Consider the following 15,828-nt stretch of genomic DNA (forward strand, 5'->3'; position numbering starts at 1 on the left):
CTCTAGCGCTGCATGATCGACAGGTCCTGGTGGGCCTTCGGGACCGCTACCGTTCCTCGGTCGTTCGGGAGGGTCTGGATGGTGAAGGCGGGGATGCCGTCGAACTTGGATTCCAGGGTGCGGGAGGCGTAGACGGGGGCGCCTGACGTCGACTCCACGGTGAGCGCGTAGGCGCCCTTGAGGCCGTTCGGGGCGGGCATCTCCACGTTCTGGGTGGTGCCGGCCTTGATCGTGAAGCTCTTCGTCGTGGCCTCACCACCTCCGCTGCCCGCAGAGGCCGTGATCTTGACCTTGGCCGCGGCGGTGGGCGCGGTGAGCGCCAGGGTCGTGCCCTTGGCGCGGTTGTCCGTGACCGTGGCGCGCGCCCCGACCGCGCGGGTCGCCGGGATGAAGGCCGTCTCCTGGCTCGCGCCCTTGCCCCGGACGACCCGCAGCGCGGCCACCACCGGGACCGAGTCGCCGGTGGGGGTGAGGACGAGGGACCCGGGCTCGCCGCGTGTGATGTCGCCCAGGTCGGCGGTGGCGGTCATGCCGCCCTTGACGTGCAGCGTCTCGTTGCCGGCCGGGGTGATCGGGCCGTTGGGCGAGGTGAGGCGGAGCTTCAGGTCGGCGTCGGTCTCGCCGGGGGTGAAGGCGACCAGGGTCACGGAGGCGGCGTCCTTCGGGATGCCGGGGAAGACGAGGCTGCCGGCCGGGTCGGCCGCGGCGGACAGCCAGTCGCCGCCCTGCTTGTCGTCGAGGGCCTGGACCGCGGCGGCGACCCGGCCGCTGCGGACGTTGACGTGGACCGTGAGGTCGGCCTCCTTCGCGGTGGCGAGCGTCGACAGCAGGACCGGCTCGTCGGAGCTGGGCTGCACCGTGATGCCGTCGCCGACCGTCGACTTCAGGGCGCCGTCCTTGCCGAAGAGCTCGATGTCGACGACGGCCGCCGAGTCGTCCGGGTTGACGAGGTGGACGTAGTCGGTGCGGCCGGCGGCCGTGCTCGCTCCCGGGAACCAGAACTCCGTGTCAGGGGCGGCGCAGTTGACGCCGAGCAGACCGCGGCCGGTGCCGGCGGCGACCTCGGTGGTCTCCTGGACCGTCCAGCCGGGCGCGAACTTCCCCTCGGCGGTGCCGATCAGCGCGGGCGAGTCACCGCCGTCGGTGCTGTCGGCGACGGGCTTGCCGGGCTCCTTGACCTCGATGACCGGCTTGGCGGCCTTGCCCTTGCCGCTGTCGCCGCCCTTGTCGTCCTTGTCGCCCTTGTCGTCCTTGTCGTCCTGCTCGGCGTCGCCGCTCTTGTCAGGGGCTGTCGCTTCCCCGCCCGCCGCGACGAGTTCGGCACCGCCCTCTTCACCGGTGCCCTCGGTGACGGGGGTGAAGGCGGTGTACGCCGTCTCCGCGACGTCGGAGGTGCTGGGCTGGGGGCAGAGCAGGCTCGTGCGCTGCACGGGCAGCTGGGCGGCCGCCTTCGCGGTCGTGTCGCCGCCGGAGGCGTCGGGCGCGGAGAGCGTGGCGAAGCCGGTGACGGCGGCGAGGGCGGTCGCGCCGGCGATCAGGGACAGGGTCTGGCGGTTCACTGCTGGCTCCCGTCGGGGCGCTCGGTGTCGGCGCCGGTGCGGTGCGACGGGTCGTACGTCGCGTCGTAGCCCTGGGCGTACGTCTGGTCGTACGAGGCCGTGTGGTTGCCGTAGGTGGCGTACGGGTCGTACTGGGCGCCCTGGTAGGGGTCGGCCTGGTAGTGCTGCTGGTCGTAGGTGCCCGCCGGGTACTGCTGTCCACTCTGGTAGGCCTGGTCGTAGTGGCCGTACTCGGCGCCCGCCTGGTCCGCGGTCGCCCACTCCCCGTACGGCTGCTGCTGCGGGACGGGGTCCCCGGCCGGTACCTCCTCCGCGGGGGGCGGGAAGCCCGCGTCGGTGGACTGTTCGGCCTCCGCCTCCGCCTGGGCGCGCAGTCGGCGGGCGCGTCGGCCGTCACCGGTGAGGTCCTGGGCGGGCACGGCGACGGGCTCGTCGGGGAGGTCGTCGTCGACGTCCCGGCGACGGCCCGGCAGGGCGAGGACCACGAGGACGACGGCGAGCGAGCCCTGGGTCCACAGCCAGCCGGTGTGGGTCACCGGCGCGTCGAAGGTGACGTCCAGCCTGCCGCCGTCGACGGGCAGTTGAAAGCCCTGGGCCCAGCCGTCGACCGTGGTCGGGGTGAGGGGCCTGCCGTCGAGGGTGGCCGTCCAGGACTCGTCGGCGGTGTCGGCGAGACGCAGGACCCGGCCCGAGCCGCCGGCCGGAATGGTGGTGTGCACCTCGACGGGGCCGGCGGCGACGGCCCGGGGGGCGCCGGAGGAGGCCTCGATCGTGACGCGCGCGACCTGGCGGTCCACCCGCCACAGGGCGCTGCCGTCCTGCTGGCTGAGCCTGCTCAGACCGGGCGTGGCGTCCAGGACGCGGCTGACCTCGCGGGGCGCGCCCGGCCGTACCAGGACGTAGCGCACGGCGAAGCCGCCGAGTTCGTCGGTCTGGTCGGCGCCGGAGCCCGCCACGAGGTTGGCGACGACCTTGCCGAGCTGCTCGTTCTCCCCGGCGCCGGCGGTGAGTTCGGCGTCGCCGAGACGGACGCCGGAACCGCGGACCAGGGTGTAGCCGACCTCGGCGGTGGAGTCGCTGTCGAGGACCAGGGTGCGGGCCTGGTCGCGGGTGCCGCTCTCCTCGGCGACGAACGCGGGCACCTGGACGGGGTCGCGGCGCTCCAGGGGGCCGCCGGCTCCGCCGAGCACCCAGCCGGCGGCGGCCAGCAGCGGGCCGACGGCGGCGGCGAGCGCGATGAGCACGGCGACCGGCTGACGCCAGCCGAAGCTCTGCTCGGCCACGCGGTGGCGGGCCCCGTCGGCGCCCAGGGTGGCGGCGGCGAGGAGGGCGATGCCGTAGACGAGGGTCGCGGGGCCGGCCCAGGTGGAGCCGTTGGAGAGGACCGCGAGGACGAGGGCCACCAGGGCGGCCGTCCAGGCGGTCCGGATGGCCGGCTGCCGTTCCGCGCGCAACAGGGCGGCCAGGGCGGCCAGGGCGACGCCGATGAGCGTCAGGCCGCCGACCGTGCCGGGTCCGCCGGGGCTGATGCCGAGCAGGTCGGTCGCCGAGGCCGTGCCGGAGCCGTACTCCAGGCCGGCCTCCTCGAAGAAGCCGAACGGCAGCAGCGTCAGCGACCAGGGGGCGAGGATCAGCAGCGGCGTGCCCAGCTGGGCGAGGAAGCGCAGGCCGTAGGCGGTGATCTCGCGGCGGCGCACGGCGAGGAGCCCGAGGCCGAGGAGCAGCGCGATGGGCCACACGATCGGGGTGAACGCGGTGGTGATCGTCAACAGCAGCGCGTACGCCCAGGTGGCGCGCCAACTGCCGCGCGCCCTCGTGCTGTTCGTGAGCCCGGCGGCTGCGGCGCCCGCGCGGGCGATGAGGGGCAGCAGGATCGCGAGGACGGCGGTGCCCAGACGGCCGGTCGCGAGCGCGCCGGTGACGGCCGGCAGGAAGGCGTAGACGATCGCTGCCCAGGCGCGCAGCAGCCGGGACTCGACCAGGCGGCGGGAGGCGAAGTACGCGGTGAAGCCGGCCAGCGGTACGGAGGCCACGAGGAGCACGGTGACCGCGAGCCCGGTGGAGCCGAAGAGCAGTGAGGCGAGCAGGGCCACGACGGCCAGATAGGGCGGAGCGGCCTCGGCGTCGCCCGCGCCGACCGGGTGCCAGGCGTCGAGGTAGCGCGACCAGAGCTCGGCGGAGTCCGCGGGCGCTGGCAGCAGGGCGCCGCCGGCCAGCGCGCCGCCGCCGAGCAGTCCACGGCAGGCGACCAGCGAGGCGAGCAGCAGGAGGGCGAAGAGGACGGGGCCGGGGGCGCGTGCGACGCGCTTGAGTCGGGCGAACTGCTCGACCTGGAGGAACTCGGCGTCGTCGTCGCCGGGGCCGGACTCGATCGCGCCGCCGTGCCGTCCGGCCGGGGAGGTCTCGGCGTCGGAACGGCCGAACAGATCACCGGCGGCCTGTTCGACCGTGGCCCGGACGGTCGCCCCGGGCGGCGGGAACAGCGGCCGCAGCTCGCCCTTGTCCAGCTGCGAACGGCCTCGTCTGCGCCGCCCGGCGATGATCCGCTCGGGCCGCAGCAGCACGCTCAGCAAGCCCCGGACCTCGTCGACGGCCTGTCCGGGGACCTTGCCGACGAGATACGCGACGACCCTGAGCAGGGTGCCGAGGACGATGCGCAGCAGCACCCAGGGGAGCTGTGCCGTAGGGGAGTTGACGAGGAGGGTGTAGACCGCGCCCGCCTTGTCGACCATGTGCGGGGAGGCGGCGCTGCGGCCCACGCAGTCGACGGTGCGGCGCTCGCGCGAGGAGGCCTCGGCGTGCCGGACGACGGCCTCGGGGGCGACCAGGACACGGTGTCCGGCGGCGGTCGCGCGCCAGCACAGGTCGACGTCGTCCCGCATGAGGGGCAGTCGGCGGTCGAAGCCGCCCAGCTGCTCGAAGACGTCGCGGCGGATCAGCATGCCGGCGGTGGACACGGCGAGGCTGGGCCTGACGTGGTCGTGCTGGCCCTGGTCCTGCTCGCGGCGGTCCAGGCCGGTCCAGCGGCGGCCGGAGGGGGCGATGGTGACGCCGACCTCCAGGAGCTGACGGCGGTCGTACCAGCCGCGCAGCTTGGGGCCGACGACGGCGACGTCGTCGCGGCCCAGCTCGCGTTCGTTCTCCACGGCCCGCAGCAGCTGGGCGAGGGCATCGGGTTCGGGGGCGCAGTCGTCGTGCAGCAGCCACAGCCACTGGACCGGCTCCCCGTGGGGGAGCTCGGGCATGTCGTACGCGTCGTCGCGCCAGCTGCGGGTGACCGGGTCCCAGCCGCTGGGGCGGCGGAGGTAGGCGAGGTCGTCCTGGGTGAGGACGCCCGCGGTCCGGTTGGCCTCCTCGACGGCCTGGCCGAAGCCGGTGCGCCGGGCGAGGTGCAGGACGCGGTCCGCGCCGAGGGCGTCGGAGAGGAGCTGGGCGGAGTCGTCCGCGCTGCCGGTGTCGGCCGCCATGGCGCTCTGGACGGGACGCTCCTGGCCGAGCAGCCCGGCGAGCGCGTCGGGCAGCCAGCGCGCGCCGTCGTGCGCGACGAGGACCGCGGTCACCACATGACGTGGGAATTCGGGCGTTGCAGCGTCGTGGTGGGCTGCGGTGTGGCTGTGCACGGACATCGAGGTACGGGCCCCGGTTCGGTGGACTGCGGTGGACGTCTGTGTCCGGCGAGGACAGCGGGACGTCTCGGACGAGGGCCCACACTAACGGCTGAGCAGCACAGCGGCCCGCCGCCTGTGGACAACCCACGCGCGACGGGCCGGACATGTTCGGTTGTTTCTGTTCGACTGTTCCCGGGACGGGTCGGGTCTTCCGGGACGGGTCAGACCGCCGCCTTCTTGAGGCGACGGCGCTCGCGCTCCGACAGGCCGCCCCAGATGCCGAACCGCTCGTCGTTCGCGAGCGCGTACTCGAGGCATTCGGAGCGGACCTCGCAGGCGAGGCAGACCTTCTTGGCCTCGCGGGTCGAGCCGCCCTTCTCGGGGAAGAAGGACTCGGGATCGGTCTGGGCGCACAGCGCGCGCTCCTGCCAGCCGAGTTCCTCGTCCGCGTCGTCGACCAGCAGTTGCTGCACGAGCTCGGTCATGTGCGCCCCTCGTCCGTCTTTCGCGTCCCCGTCGTGCGGCCGTTACCGATTTCGGCTGAACGACACGAGTGAAATTACAAGTGTGCTGCTACGGGCGAGTCAAGCCGAGATCTGCTAATGAGCCCCTTATTCACTCTGCGGAACCAAGGCTATGCGGAAAGTGTTCAAATCGGCATAAACCCTGACAGCAGCGCGGCCGCAGAGGGGAGTGCTCACCGGATCACCCTTCCTTACGGGGAAAGACGCCCAGGAGTTCGATCTCGTTCCGGCCCGATCCGACTCGCTCGTTCCGGGTTGTGCGCCATGTGTCCCCGACTCCCCCAGCACAAACCTTTCGCCGCACGGTTGCACCGGAAGAGGTGAACGGACATCCACATACCGGACGCGAAGTTGACAGCGGAGGTGTGAACCGCTGTGCTTGTGGGCATGCTCGCGCACTTGGCACTCACCACGACCCGGACCGCCGGGTCCCACGGTGCTGCCCGCTGCCGCTGTAGCTGTTGCTGTCCCAGCTGTTGAGCCTTCCCCGCTCCGGCTGCCACTGAGCCCGTCCCGGCTCGGCTGCTGTTCCCACACGCGAAACCCAGCCCTCTCCCACGCACTCATCGTCGAGGACCACTTCTCTTCATGAACAGCGACAGCGACCTCCAGATCGCCGGCGACCTCCTCGAAGTACCGCACCTCCTCCAGGAGCCGCGCCAACACCCCGTCACCGTGGCCGAGTTCGCCGGCCTGGCCCGATCCCTCGCCGACGACCGCTCCCGGTGGGAGCACCTCGTCGAGTACGACGCGACCACCCGCTGGTACCACCGGCTGCAGACCGGCCCCGGGTACGAGGTGTGGCTGCTGTCCTGGCTGCCGGGCCAGGGCACCGGGCTGCACGACCACGGGGGCTCCTCCGGCGTGCTGACCGTGCTCGACGGCACGCTGACCGAGCGCACCGACCGGAGCACGCGCGTGCTCGGCGCGGGCGCGCAGCGGGTGTTCGCGCCGGGCTACGCGCACGAGGTCGTCAACGCCACGCTGGAACCGGCCGTCAGCCTGCACGTCTACTACCCCGGCCTGACGGACATGCCGATGCACACGAAGGCCTGCACGGCGCGAGCGGCGACCGTCACGGCCTGAGCGGTCACCCGGGGCACGCGGGGCCCGCAGGGCCCGCCCACCGGCGAGCGCGTGAAACCGGCCGTGATCGCGGCCGGGGGACCCGTTGTCGCACCCGCCTGCGAGACTGAGTGCCATGCGCATTGTGGTTCTGGCAGGCGGCATCGGTGGTGCCCGGTTCCTGCGCGGTCTGAAGCGGGCCGTGCCGGACGCGGACATCACGGTCATCGGCAACACCGGGGACGACATCCACCTCTTCGGGCTGAAGGTCTGCCCGGACCTCGACACGGTGATGTACACCCTCGGCGACGGCATCAACGAGGAACAGGGCTGGGGCCGGGCCGACGAGACCTTCCACCTCAAGGAGGAGCTCGCGGCGTACGGCGTCGGTCCCGAGTGGTTCGGGCTCGGCGACCGGGACTTCGCCACGCACATCGTGCGGACCCAGATGATCGGCGCCGGATATCCGCTGAGCGCCGTCACCGAGGCGCTGTGCGACCGGTGGAAGCCGGGCGTGCGGCTCATCCCGATGACCGACGACCGCGTCGAGACCCATGTCGCCGTCGAGCAGGACGGCGAGCGCAGGGCCATCCACTTCCAGGAGTACTGGGTACGGCTGCGGGCCTCCGTGCCGGCCGAGGCGATCGTGCCCGTCGGCGCCGAGCAGGCGAAGCCGGCGCCCGGGGTCCTGGAGGCGATCGCCGAGGCGGACGTGATCCTCTTCCCGCCGTCGAACCCCGTCGTCTCCGTCGGCACCATCCTCGCCGTGCCCGGCATCCGGGAGGCCATCGCCGAGGCGGGGGTCCCCGTCGTCGGCCTCTCCCCCATCGTCGGCGACGCGCCCGTGCGCGGTATGGCCGACAAGGTCCTCGCCGCCGTCGGCGTCGAGTCCACGGCCGCCGCCGTCGCCGAGCACTACGGCTCCGGGCTGCTGGACGGCTGGCTCGTCGACACGGTGGACGCGGACGTCGTCGAGCGGGTCGAGACGGCCGGGATCCGGTGCCGGGCCGTGCCGCTGATGATGACCGACGTGGACGCGACGGCGCAGATGGCGCGTGAGGCGCTGGCACTGGCGGAGGAGGTGCGGGGAGCGTGAGCGACGGGCTGAGCGAGGGGCTGAGCGGCCGGCTCGGGGGTACGGGCGCAGAAGGCCGGGTGGCCTCGGACGGTCTGCCCGGTCCCGCCTACCGGGTCTGGGCGCCGACCGGGATCCCCGAGGTCCAGCAGGGGGACGATCTGGCCAAGCTGATCGCCGCCGCCGAACCTCGGCTGGCCGACGGGGACGTGGTGCTCGTCACCTCCAAGATCGTGTCCAAGGCGGAGGGGCGGGTGGTCGAGGCGTCCGACCGGGAGGCCGCGATCGACGCCGAGACCGTGCGGGTGGTGGCCCGCCGCGGGCCGCTGCGGATCGTGGAGAACCGGCAGGGGCTGGTCATGGCCGCCGCAGGGGTCGACGCCTCCAACACCCCTTCCGGGACCGTGTTGTTGCTGCCCGAGGACCCCGACGCCTCCGCGCGGGCGATCCGGGACGGCATCCGGGACGCGCTCGGCGTCGACGTCGGGGTCCTGGTCACCGACACGTTCGGACGACCCTGGCGCAGCGGGCTGACGGACGTCGCCATCGGCGCGGCCGGGGTGCGGGTCCTCGACGACCTGCGCGGCGGCACCGACGCGCACGGCAATCCGCTCAGCGCGACCGTCGTCGCCACCGCCGACGAGCTGGCCGGCGCCGGTGACCTGGTGAAGGGCAAGGCCGCCGGGCTGCCCGTCGCCGTCGTCCGGGGGCTCGCGCAGGTGGTGGCCGAGGACGCCGGCGAGGGGACCCGGGCCCTGGTCCGGGGCGCGGCGGACGACATGTTCCGGCTCGGCACCTCCGAGGCCGTACGGCTGGCGGTGACCCAGCGGCGTACGGTCCGGGCGTTCACGGACGAGCCGGTCGACCCAGGCGCGGTGCGGCGGGCCGTGGCCGCGGCCGTGACCGCGCCGGCGCCGCACCACACGACGCCGTGGCGGTTCGTGCTGCTGGAGTCCGCGGAGTCGCGGGTGCGACTGCTCGACGCCATGCGGGACGCGTGGATCGCGGATCTGCGGCGGGACGGCAAGAGCGAGGAGTCCATCGCGAAGCGGGTGCGGCGCGGGGACGTGCTGCGGGGCGCGCCGTATCTGGTGGTGCCGTGTCTGGTGATGGACGGCTCGCACATGTACGGGGACGCGCGGCGGGACACGGCCGAGCGGGAGATGTTCGTCGTCGCCACCGGGGCCGGCGTGCAGAACTTCCTGGTCGCGCTGGCCGGGGAGCGGCTGGGGTCCGCGTGGGTGTCGTCGACGATGTTCTGCCGGGATGTCGTACGGGAGGTGCTGGGGCTGCCGGAGGAGTGGGATCCGATGGGGGCGGTGGCCGTGGGGCACGCGGCCGGGGCGCCTCCGGCCCGGGGGGAGCGGGATGCGGGGGCTTTCATCGAGGTGCGGTGACGCGGGTGGGGCCGGGCGCCTTCGGTTCGGGGCGGCTGGGGTTCGGTTGGCGGGTGCGGGCGAGTGGGGCTACTCGCGCAGTTCCCCGCGCCCCTTGGGCGTCACCGCTGCGCGGTTCCTCCCGCTCCTGAAACACCCCTACGCTCATAGGGCGCCCCTCACTACCTAGGACCTCTTCGTGGCCGGACGTTTTCCTCAGCGGCCCACTCGTACGACCGTGCGGGGTGGGCATGTCGTCGTGCCCGGTGGGGTGCCCCGGCAGGGGACGGTGGCCGGGCGGCGGCGGACCTGGGTGCCCGAGGGGGCGCTCGATCTGGGGCTCGTGCTGGGCCCGCTGCGGCGGGGGCCCGGGGATCCGACCTTCCGCGCCATGCCGGACGGGTCCGTGTGGCGGGCCAGTCGTACACCGGTCGGCGTCGGGACGCTGCGGGTCGCGCTGCGGGGCGGGGTCGTCGAGGCGGAGGCCTGGGGGCCGGGGGCCGAGTGGCTGCTCGATCAGGTGCCCACGCTGCTCGGCGCGTCGGACGAGCCCGAGGCCTTCGCGCCCCGGCACCGGGTCGTGGCGATGGCCTGGCGGCGGCGGCCGGGGTTGCGGCTGACGCGGACCGGGCTGGTGTTGGAGTCGTTGATCCCGTCGGTCCTGGAGCAGAAGGTCACGACGGACGAGGCGTACCGGGCGTGGCGGCTTCTCGTACGGCAGTTCGGGGAGCCGGCGCCGGGGCCCGCGCCTGGGCGGATGTGTGTGATGCCCGGGGCACGGGAGTGGGCGCTGATCCCGTCCTGGGAGTGGCATCGGGCCGGCGTCGACGACAAGCGGGCGTCGACGATCCTGCGGGCGGTGCGGGTGGCGGGTCGGCTGGAGGAGGCCGTGGGGATGTCGCCGGTGGAGGCGCGGGCGCGGTTGGAGGTGGTGCCGGGGATCGGGCCGTGGACCTCGGCGGAGACCGTGCAGCGCAGTCATGGGGCGGCGGACGAGGTGACCACGGGGGATCTGCATCTGCCGGGGATCGTGGGGTTCGCGTTGGCGGGGGATCGGGATGCGGACGACTCGGTGATGTTGTCGTTGTTGGAGCCGTATGCGGGGCAGCGGCATCGGGCGGCTCGGTTGATTCTGTTGTCGGGGCGGGTGCCGGCGCGGAGGGTGCCGCGGATGCCTCGGGGGGACATCGGGAAGTTGTAGCGCCCCCGCCGCGAAGGGCTGCGCCGCTTGAACCGTCGCCGTCCGTCCGGTGGGGGCTGGTCGCGCAGTTCCCCGCGCCCCTGAAAGAGGCCTGCGGCCCTTTCGGGGCGAAAAGCACGGGGCGCAGCCCCTGCTTTTCAGGGGCGCGGGGAACTGCGCGAGAAGCCCCACTCACCCGCACCCGACAACGTGACCGGCAGTTACTGGTCCGACGAGAAGCGGAGCGCTCCCGTGGGGATTTGGGCGTCGCACCAGACTCGGACGCCTGTGCGGAGTTCGTTGTCGGCGCCGATGATCGCGCCGTCGCCGACGACCGTGCCCGTGAGGACGGAGCGTTCGCCGATGCGGGCGCGGGCGCCGATCAGGGAGTCGGTGATGACGGCGCCGGGTTCGACGACCGCGCCGGCCAGGACCGTGCTGCCGGAGACCCGGGCGCCCTCGCCGACGAACGCGCCCTCGCCCACCACCGTGCCGCCGGTCAGCTTGGCGTCGCCCGCGACCCGGGCGGTGGGCAGGATCAGCCGGTCGCCGCAGCGGCCCGGGACTGCCGGGGACGGGGCGCGGCCGAGGACCAGGTCGGCGGAGCCCCGGACGAAGGCCGCGGGGGTGCCGAGGTCCAGCCAGTACGTGGAGTCGACCATGCCCTGGAGGTGGGCACCCGCGGCGAGGAGGTCCGGGAACGTCTCGCGTTCCACCGAGACCGGGCGGCCCGCCGGGATCGTGTCGATGACCGAGCGGCGGAAGACGTACGCCCCCGCGTTGATCTGGTCGGTGACGATCTCCTCGGGGGTCTGGGGCTTCTCCAGGAAGGCCAGGACCCGGCCGGTCTCGTCGGTGGGGACGAGGCCGTAGGCGCGGGGGTCGGTCACCTGGGTCAGGTGGAGGGAGACGTCCGCGCCGGTGGACTCGTGGGTGGCGACCAGGCGGCGGATGTCCAGACCGGTCAGGATGTCGCCGTTGAAGACGAGGACGGGGTCCTCGGGGCCGGAGTGGAGGTGCGAGGCGGCGTTGCGGATCGCGCCGCCCGTGCCCAGCGGCTCTTCCTCCGTGACGTACTCGAGGTGGAGGCCGAGGGCGGAACCGTCGCCGAAGTGGGGTTCGAAGACCTCGGCGAGGTAGGAGGTGGCGAGGACTATGTGGTCCACGCCCGCCGCTCTGGCTCTCGCCAACTGGTGCGTGAGGAAAGGGACTCCGGCCGCCGGGACCATGGGCTTCGGAGTGTGCACCGTGAGCGGACGCAGCCGGGTACCTCTGCCGCCGACCAGGAGGATCGCTTCTGTCACCTGTCGTCTCTGCTTCCTGCCGGGACCGGCCGAACTGTCATTCGACCGGCCAGTGTATGCAGACCGTTCCATGGCGCCTTCGCGGCCGTGCGTAGAGCCGTTGACGTGCCAAGAGGCACGTCAACGGTGGTGTGCGTCGAGGGCGCGACGGGCGCGCCCTCGACCTGTGCTGTGTGTCGTGTCCGCGTGGCCTCCGGACGGTCACCGGCCCTGCAAGCGGGCCGCCTCCGAGCGGGCCGTACCGAGCTTTCCGTAAAGGCGCCCCCCCGGGCACTCGGTCGCGAACCCGTCACGGTGGCCGGAGATCACGTTCAGTCGTACCTTCTTACCTTTTGGGTAGAGATTGCCGCCACCCGAGGTGAGGTATGTCTTCCCCTTCGGGTTCGCTCCGTAAAGACCCAGTTTCCAGGCTGTTAGTTGCGCGATCGCCTTGACCGTCGCGGCGGGCGGCTTGGTGCTGCCGAAACTGCCGATGACCGCGACACCCATGCTGTTCGTGTTGAAACCGAGGGTGTGGGCACCCATGACGGGCTTCGCGACACCACCCGCGCGTCCCTCGTAGATGTTTCCGCACTTGTCGACGAGGAAGTTGTAGCCGATGTCGCGCCAGCCGCTGCTCACGACGTGGTAGCGGTAGATACTGCGGATGACTGAAGCAGCCTGCGCGCACTTGTAGTTGTTGCCCGAAGCGGTGTGGTGGACGAAGGCCGCGCTGACCCGCTTGGTGTAGCGGAAGTCGCGCTCGCGCAGCTTCTCGTCGGCCCCCCAGCCGGCCCGCGTGACGATGCGTGGACGCGGCCCGATGTACGGCTTCGCACCGGGAACCGCCGTCGCCAGCCGCTCCACCGTCTCCTTGCGCGACAGCGCCGGGATCGCGGTCGAGCCGAGCGGCGCGAGATCGGCGTTCACGGCGGAGGCGGCGGCCGACTCGACGGTCAGCGCGCCCAGCCTGGGGGCGTCCACGGTGCCGACGGGCGGGGGTTCCGCGCTGTGCGCGGCACCCGTCGCGGCAGCCGGGCCCGCCGCGCCGTCGGGGGCGCCGACGCCGGGGTCGACCAGCTCCAGACGTAGGCCGTCCGGGAGCAACTGGACGCCCGGAGCGGCCGTACGGCCCCGGGTCTCGGCGCGCACGCGCACCTCGACGCCGTCCGAGTCGCCGACCCACAGCGGAGCGGTGGAGCCGCGCACCCGGCCCGAGGAGCGTTCGGCGGTGTCCGGGTCGGCGGCGTGCTCGTGGTTGTGCGTCTCGACGTCCTGCCAGCCCGACCAGCGGGCGGTGTCCGTCGAACGGGTACGGACCTGGACGCGGCCCTCAAGCTCGGCGTCCGGGTTGTCCCAGACGACGCCGACCAGGGAGAACGACCGTACGTCCCGCTTGCCGAGGCCCTGTTCGGGGGCGGCCGGGCCGAGGTTGCGGTCCACTCCCAGGGGGACGAGGGGGAGTGACTGGGTGCTGCCCGGCACGGGGGCGAGCGCGAGCGGACGGGTGGGGGTCGAGGATCGCGCCAGGGTGTGGACCGCCGCGGAGGACGAGTCCGTCGGGGTCGCCGCGGAGGCCGTCGCCGGGAGGGCCGCCGGGAGGGCGAGTGCCGCGGCGCAGGTGACGCCGATCGAGGACGCGAGGAATCGTGATCTACGCATGCTTCCGATCCTGGACATATTCATACATATCTGTCCATCGCGGAATTGACGGGTCGTCGGCTCCGCTGCGCCGAACCGGTTAGCTTTCGGGTCCGCAGGGAACCACGGGCGCGGGCGTCCCCGCGTACCCTTACGCGGATGAACACCACCGACCGCACCCCTGCCGACCTGCTGCGATCCGCACTGACCGCGGATCCCGCGCGCCCGCTGGTGACCTTCTACGACGACGCCACGGGCGAGCGGGTCGAATTGTCCGTGGCCACCTTCGCCAATTGGGTGGCCAAGACCGCGAACCTCCTCCAGGGCGAGTTGTCCGCGGAACCGGGCGACCGGGTCGCGCTGCTGCTGCCTGCGCACTGGCAGACGGCGGTGTGGCTGCTCGCGTGTTCGTCGGTCGGGGTGGTCGCCGAGGTCGGCGGGGACCCGGCGGCGGCCGACGTCGTGGTGAGCGGGCCGGACACGCTGGACGCGGCCCGGGCGTGCTCCGGGGAGCGGATCGCTCTCGCGCTGCGGCCGCTCGGAGGGCGGTTCCCGCAGGCGCCCGCCGGGTTCGCGGACTACGCCGTCGAGGTGCCGTCGCAGGGTGACCGGTTCGTGGCGTACGCGCCGGTGGATCCCGAGGACGCGGCGCTGGTCGTGGCCGGGCGGGAGTTCAGCGGGGCGGAGGTCGTGGAGCGGGCCCGCGCCGAAGCCGCCGGACTGGGGCTGACGGGGCCGGGGTCCCGTCTGCTGTCGGGGCTGGGGTACGACACGTGGGAAGGGCTGGCCGCCGGGTTGTACGGACCGCTCGCCAGCGGGGGGTCCGTGGTGCTGTGCCGGCATCTTGAGGGGTTGGGCGAGGACGCGCTCGCCAAGCGGATCGAGAGCGAGCGGGTGACCTCGGTTTCGCGGTGACGCGGTCTCGGGGGTTGGGGTAGTTGGGCCGCGGGGCCACCGTGGGGGGTGAGGTCGGCCGGCGGCTGCGGGTGCGTCGTGGTTGCTCGCGCAGTTCCCCGCGCCCCTTCGGGGCGCGACCATCCCCCGTTCGGCCCAGCACCGGCCGCCGCCACCCCCGTCCCGGGCCATCGTCGTAGGAGCAACGACTCGCTCGTACGCCGTGAGGGGTGGCCGGAAGTGGACGACGTCGGAGGGCAGGCGCGTGGGCTGGGGCCCGGTGCGGGCGGTTCGCCCACCGGGCTCGGACCCCGGCGTCACCGTCGGCGTCGGTGGGCGCGGTGGGTCGGGGCCGGCGCCGTCCTGGTGGTCGCCGGCGCCCTGGGCGCGGGGTGGGCGGCGTACCAGAAGCTGGACGGGAACATCACCTCGGACCGGACGGCGGCGGACGAGCTGGCGCGGTACGAGAAGGAGCGGCCGACGGCGCTGGTGCGGGGCGCGCAGAACATCCTCGTCATCGGGTCGGACTCGCGGTCGGGCGACGAGAACGGCGAGTACGGGCGGGACTCGGGCACCGAGCGGTCCGACACGACGATCCTGCTGCATCTCGCGGCGGACCGGCGCAGCGCGACCGCGGTGTCGCTGCCCCGGGACCTGATGGTGGACGTGCCGAGCTGCCGGCGGCCGGACGGCAGTCGGACCGAGCCGGTGTTCACCATGCTCAACTACGCGTTCCAGAGCGGCGGTTCGGCCTGCACGATTCGCACGGTCGAGCGCATGACCGATATCAGGATCGACCACCACGTCGTGGTGGACTTCAACGGCTTCAAGGAGATGGTCGACGCCGTGGACGGGGTGGAGGTGTGCCTCACCGAACCCATTCACGACAAACAGGCCGACCTGCGGCTGCCCGCGGGCAGGGTGAAACTCGACGGGGAACAGGCACTGGGATATGTGCGGGCCCGCAAGTCACTGGGTGACGGCAGCGACACGGAGCGGATGGACCGGCAGCAGCGGTTCCTCGCGGCGCTGGCGACGAAGGTACGCGGCAATGACGTCCTGCTGAATCCCGTGAAGCTGTATCCGGTGCTCGACGCGGCCACCTCATCGCTCACCACGGACCCGGGATTGGCGAGTCTGCGCGGACTCTACGACCTTGTGCGCGGGCTGCGCACGATCCCCATGGAAAAGGTGCAATTCCTGACCGTTCCCCGGAAGTCGTATGCGTACGACGCCAATCGTGACGAGCTCGTCGAGCCGGCGGCGCGGAGCCTTTTCGCACGGCTGCGCGCCGACGCGCCCGTGGCGGTGGCCCGCGAACTCCCCGAGGGGACACGGGAAGGGCATTCGGAAGAGCTTTCGGGGAGCCTCTCCGGGACACCCGATCCCGTACCGACTTTCCGCGGCAGTACGGCCGCCGAGAAGGACTGCGGATGACTCCTGGGGGGTTCCGCGTGTAAAGCGCACGTCAACACAAGGAACAAATGCTCTAGGAAATGGGCGAATTGCCCGGTTGTATGGACGTGCAATTTGTCACCGCCGTCGCTGGACACCTGATCGTGCGGCTAGTGTGAGCGATCCGGTGTGTCAGGCCTTCCGGTCACGCACCACTTGCAGCGAGAC

11 protein-coding genes are annotated in these 15,828 nt (G+C 72.8%); 6 read left to right on the top strand and 5 right to left on the bottom strand.

Features of this window, described 5'->3' with window-relative positions:
- Positions 1–2: 2 nt before the first annotated feature.
- The 3 genes from GWK25_RS37145 to GWK25_RS37155 form a co-directional block, all read right to left on the bottom strand.
- Positions 3–1,559: a DUF5719 family protein gene (locus GWK25_RS37145; protein ID WP_215455858.1), complete on the bottom strand. Its 1,557-nt coding sequence runs from the start codon at positions 1,557–1,559 to the stop codon at positions 3–5.
- The gene (locus tag GWK25_RS37150; RefSeq protein ID WP_215455859.1) at positions 1,556–5,185 is read right to left on the bottom strand and encodes a glycosyltransferase family 2 protein; all 3,630 of its coding nucleotides are present in this window, start codon (positions 5,183–5,185) and stop codon (positions 1,556–1,558) included. Before GWK25_RS37150 ends, GWK25_RS37145 begins: the two co-directional genes overlap by 4 nt.
- A gap of 203 nt (positions 5,186–5,388) precedes the next feature.
- A complete protein-coding gene (locus GWK25_RS37155; protein ID WP_003975777.1) occupies positions 5,389–5,652 on the bottom strand; it encodes a WhiB family transcriptional regulator in 264 nt (87 codons plus the stop codon).
- A gap of 627 nt (positions 5,653–6,279) precedes the next feature.
- Between GWK25_RS37155 and GWK25_RS37160 the strand changes: the two genes are divergently transcribed.
- The 4 genes from GWK25_RS37160 (at position 6,280) to GWK25_RS37175 (ending at position 10,408) form a co-directional block, all read left to right on the top strand.
- Positions 6,280–6,777, top strand: coding sequence for a cysteine dioxygenase family protein (locus GWK25_RS37160; protein ID WP_215455860.1), 498 nt, complete (start codon positions 6,280–6,282; stop codon positions 6,775–6,777).
- 115 nt (positions 6,778–6,892) lie between these two features.
- The gene (gene cofD / locus GWK25_RS37165; protein ID WP_215455861.1) at positions 6,893–7,852 is read left to right on the top strand and encodes a 2-phospho-L-lactate transferase; all 960 of its coding nucleotides are present in this window, start codon (positions 6,893–6,895) and stop codon (positions 7,850–7,852) included.
- A 59-nt stretch (positions 7,853–7,911) separates the two neighbouring features.
- A complete protein-coding gene (locus GWK25_RS37170; protein WP_215457858.1) occupies positions 7,912–9,228 on the top strand; it encodes a coenzyme F420-0:L-glutamate ligase in 1,317 nt (438 codons plus the stop codon).
- 178 nt (positions 9,229–9,406) lie between these two features.
- Positions 9,407–10,408 carry a DNA-3-methyladenine glycosylase gene (locus tag GWK25_RS37175; protein ID WP_215455862.1) on the top strand — a complete coding sequence of 334 codons (1,002 nt, stop codon included), beginning with the start codon at positions 9,407–9,409 and terminating at the stop codon, positions 10,406–10,408.
- 200 nt (positions 10,409–10,608) lie between these two features.
- Here GWK25_RS37175 and GWK25_RS37180 read toward each other — a convergent pair whose 3' ends face one another.
- Together GWK25_RS37180 and GWK25_RS37185 are read right to left on the bottom strand one after the other, a co-directional pair.
- Positions 10,609–11,691, bottom strand: coding sequence for an NDP-sugar synthase (locus tag GWK25_RS37180; RefSeq protein WP_215455863.1), 1,083 nt, complete (start codon positions 11,689–11,691; stop codon positions 10,609–10,611).
- A 201-nt stretch (positions 11,692–11,892) separates the two neighbouring features.
- Positions 11,893–13,350 carry a peptidoglycan recognition protein gene (locus GWK25_RS37185; protein ID WP_215455864.1) on the bottom strand — a complete coding sequence of 486 codons (1,458 nt, stop codon included), beginning with the start codon at positions 13,348–13,350 and terminating at the stop codon, positions 11,893–11,895.
- Positions 13,351–13,470: 120 nt separating this feature from the next.
- Here GWK25_RS37185 and GWK25_RS37190 point away from each other — a divergent pair, with 120 nt between their 5' ends.
- Together GWK25_RS37190 and GWK25_RS37195 are read left to right on the top strand one after the other, a co-directional pair.
- Positions 13,471–14,226 (top strand): TIGR03089 family protein, encoded by a 756-nt coding sequence (locus GWK25_RS37190; RefSeq protein WP_215455865.1) that lies wholly within the window; start codon positions 13,471–13,473, stop codon positions 14,224–14,226.
- Between the two features lie 219 nt (positions 14,227–14,445).
- On the top strand, positions 14,446–15,642 hold the full coding sequence (locus GWK25_RS37195) for an LCP family protein (protein WP_215455866.1): 1,197 nt from the start codon (positions 14,446–14,448) through the stop codon (positions 15,640–15,642).
- The last annotated feature ends 186 nt before the right edge of the window (positions 15,643–15,828 follow it).

The sequence above is a fragment of the Streptomyces sp. ATCC 21386 genome (assembly GCF_018728545.1).
In the GTDB taxonomy this organism is placed as follows: Bacteria; Actinomycetota; Actinomycetes; order Streptomycetales; family Streptomycetaceae; genus Streptomyces.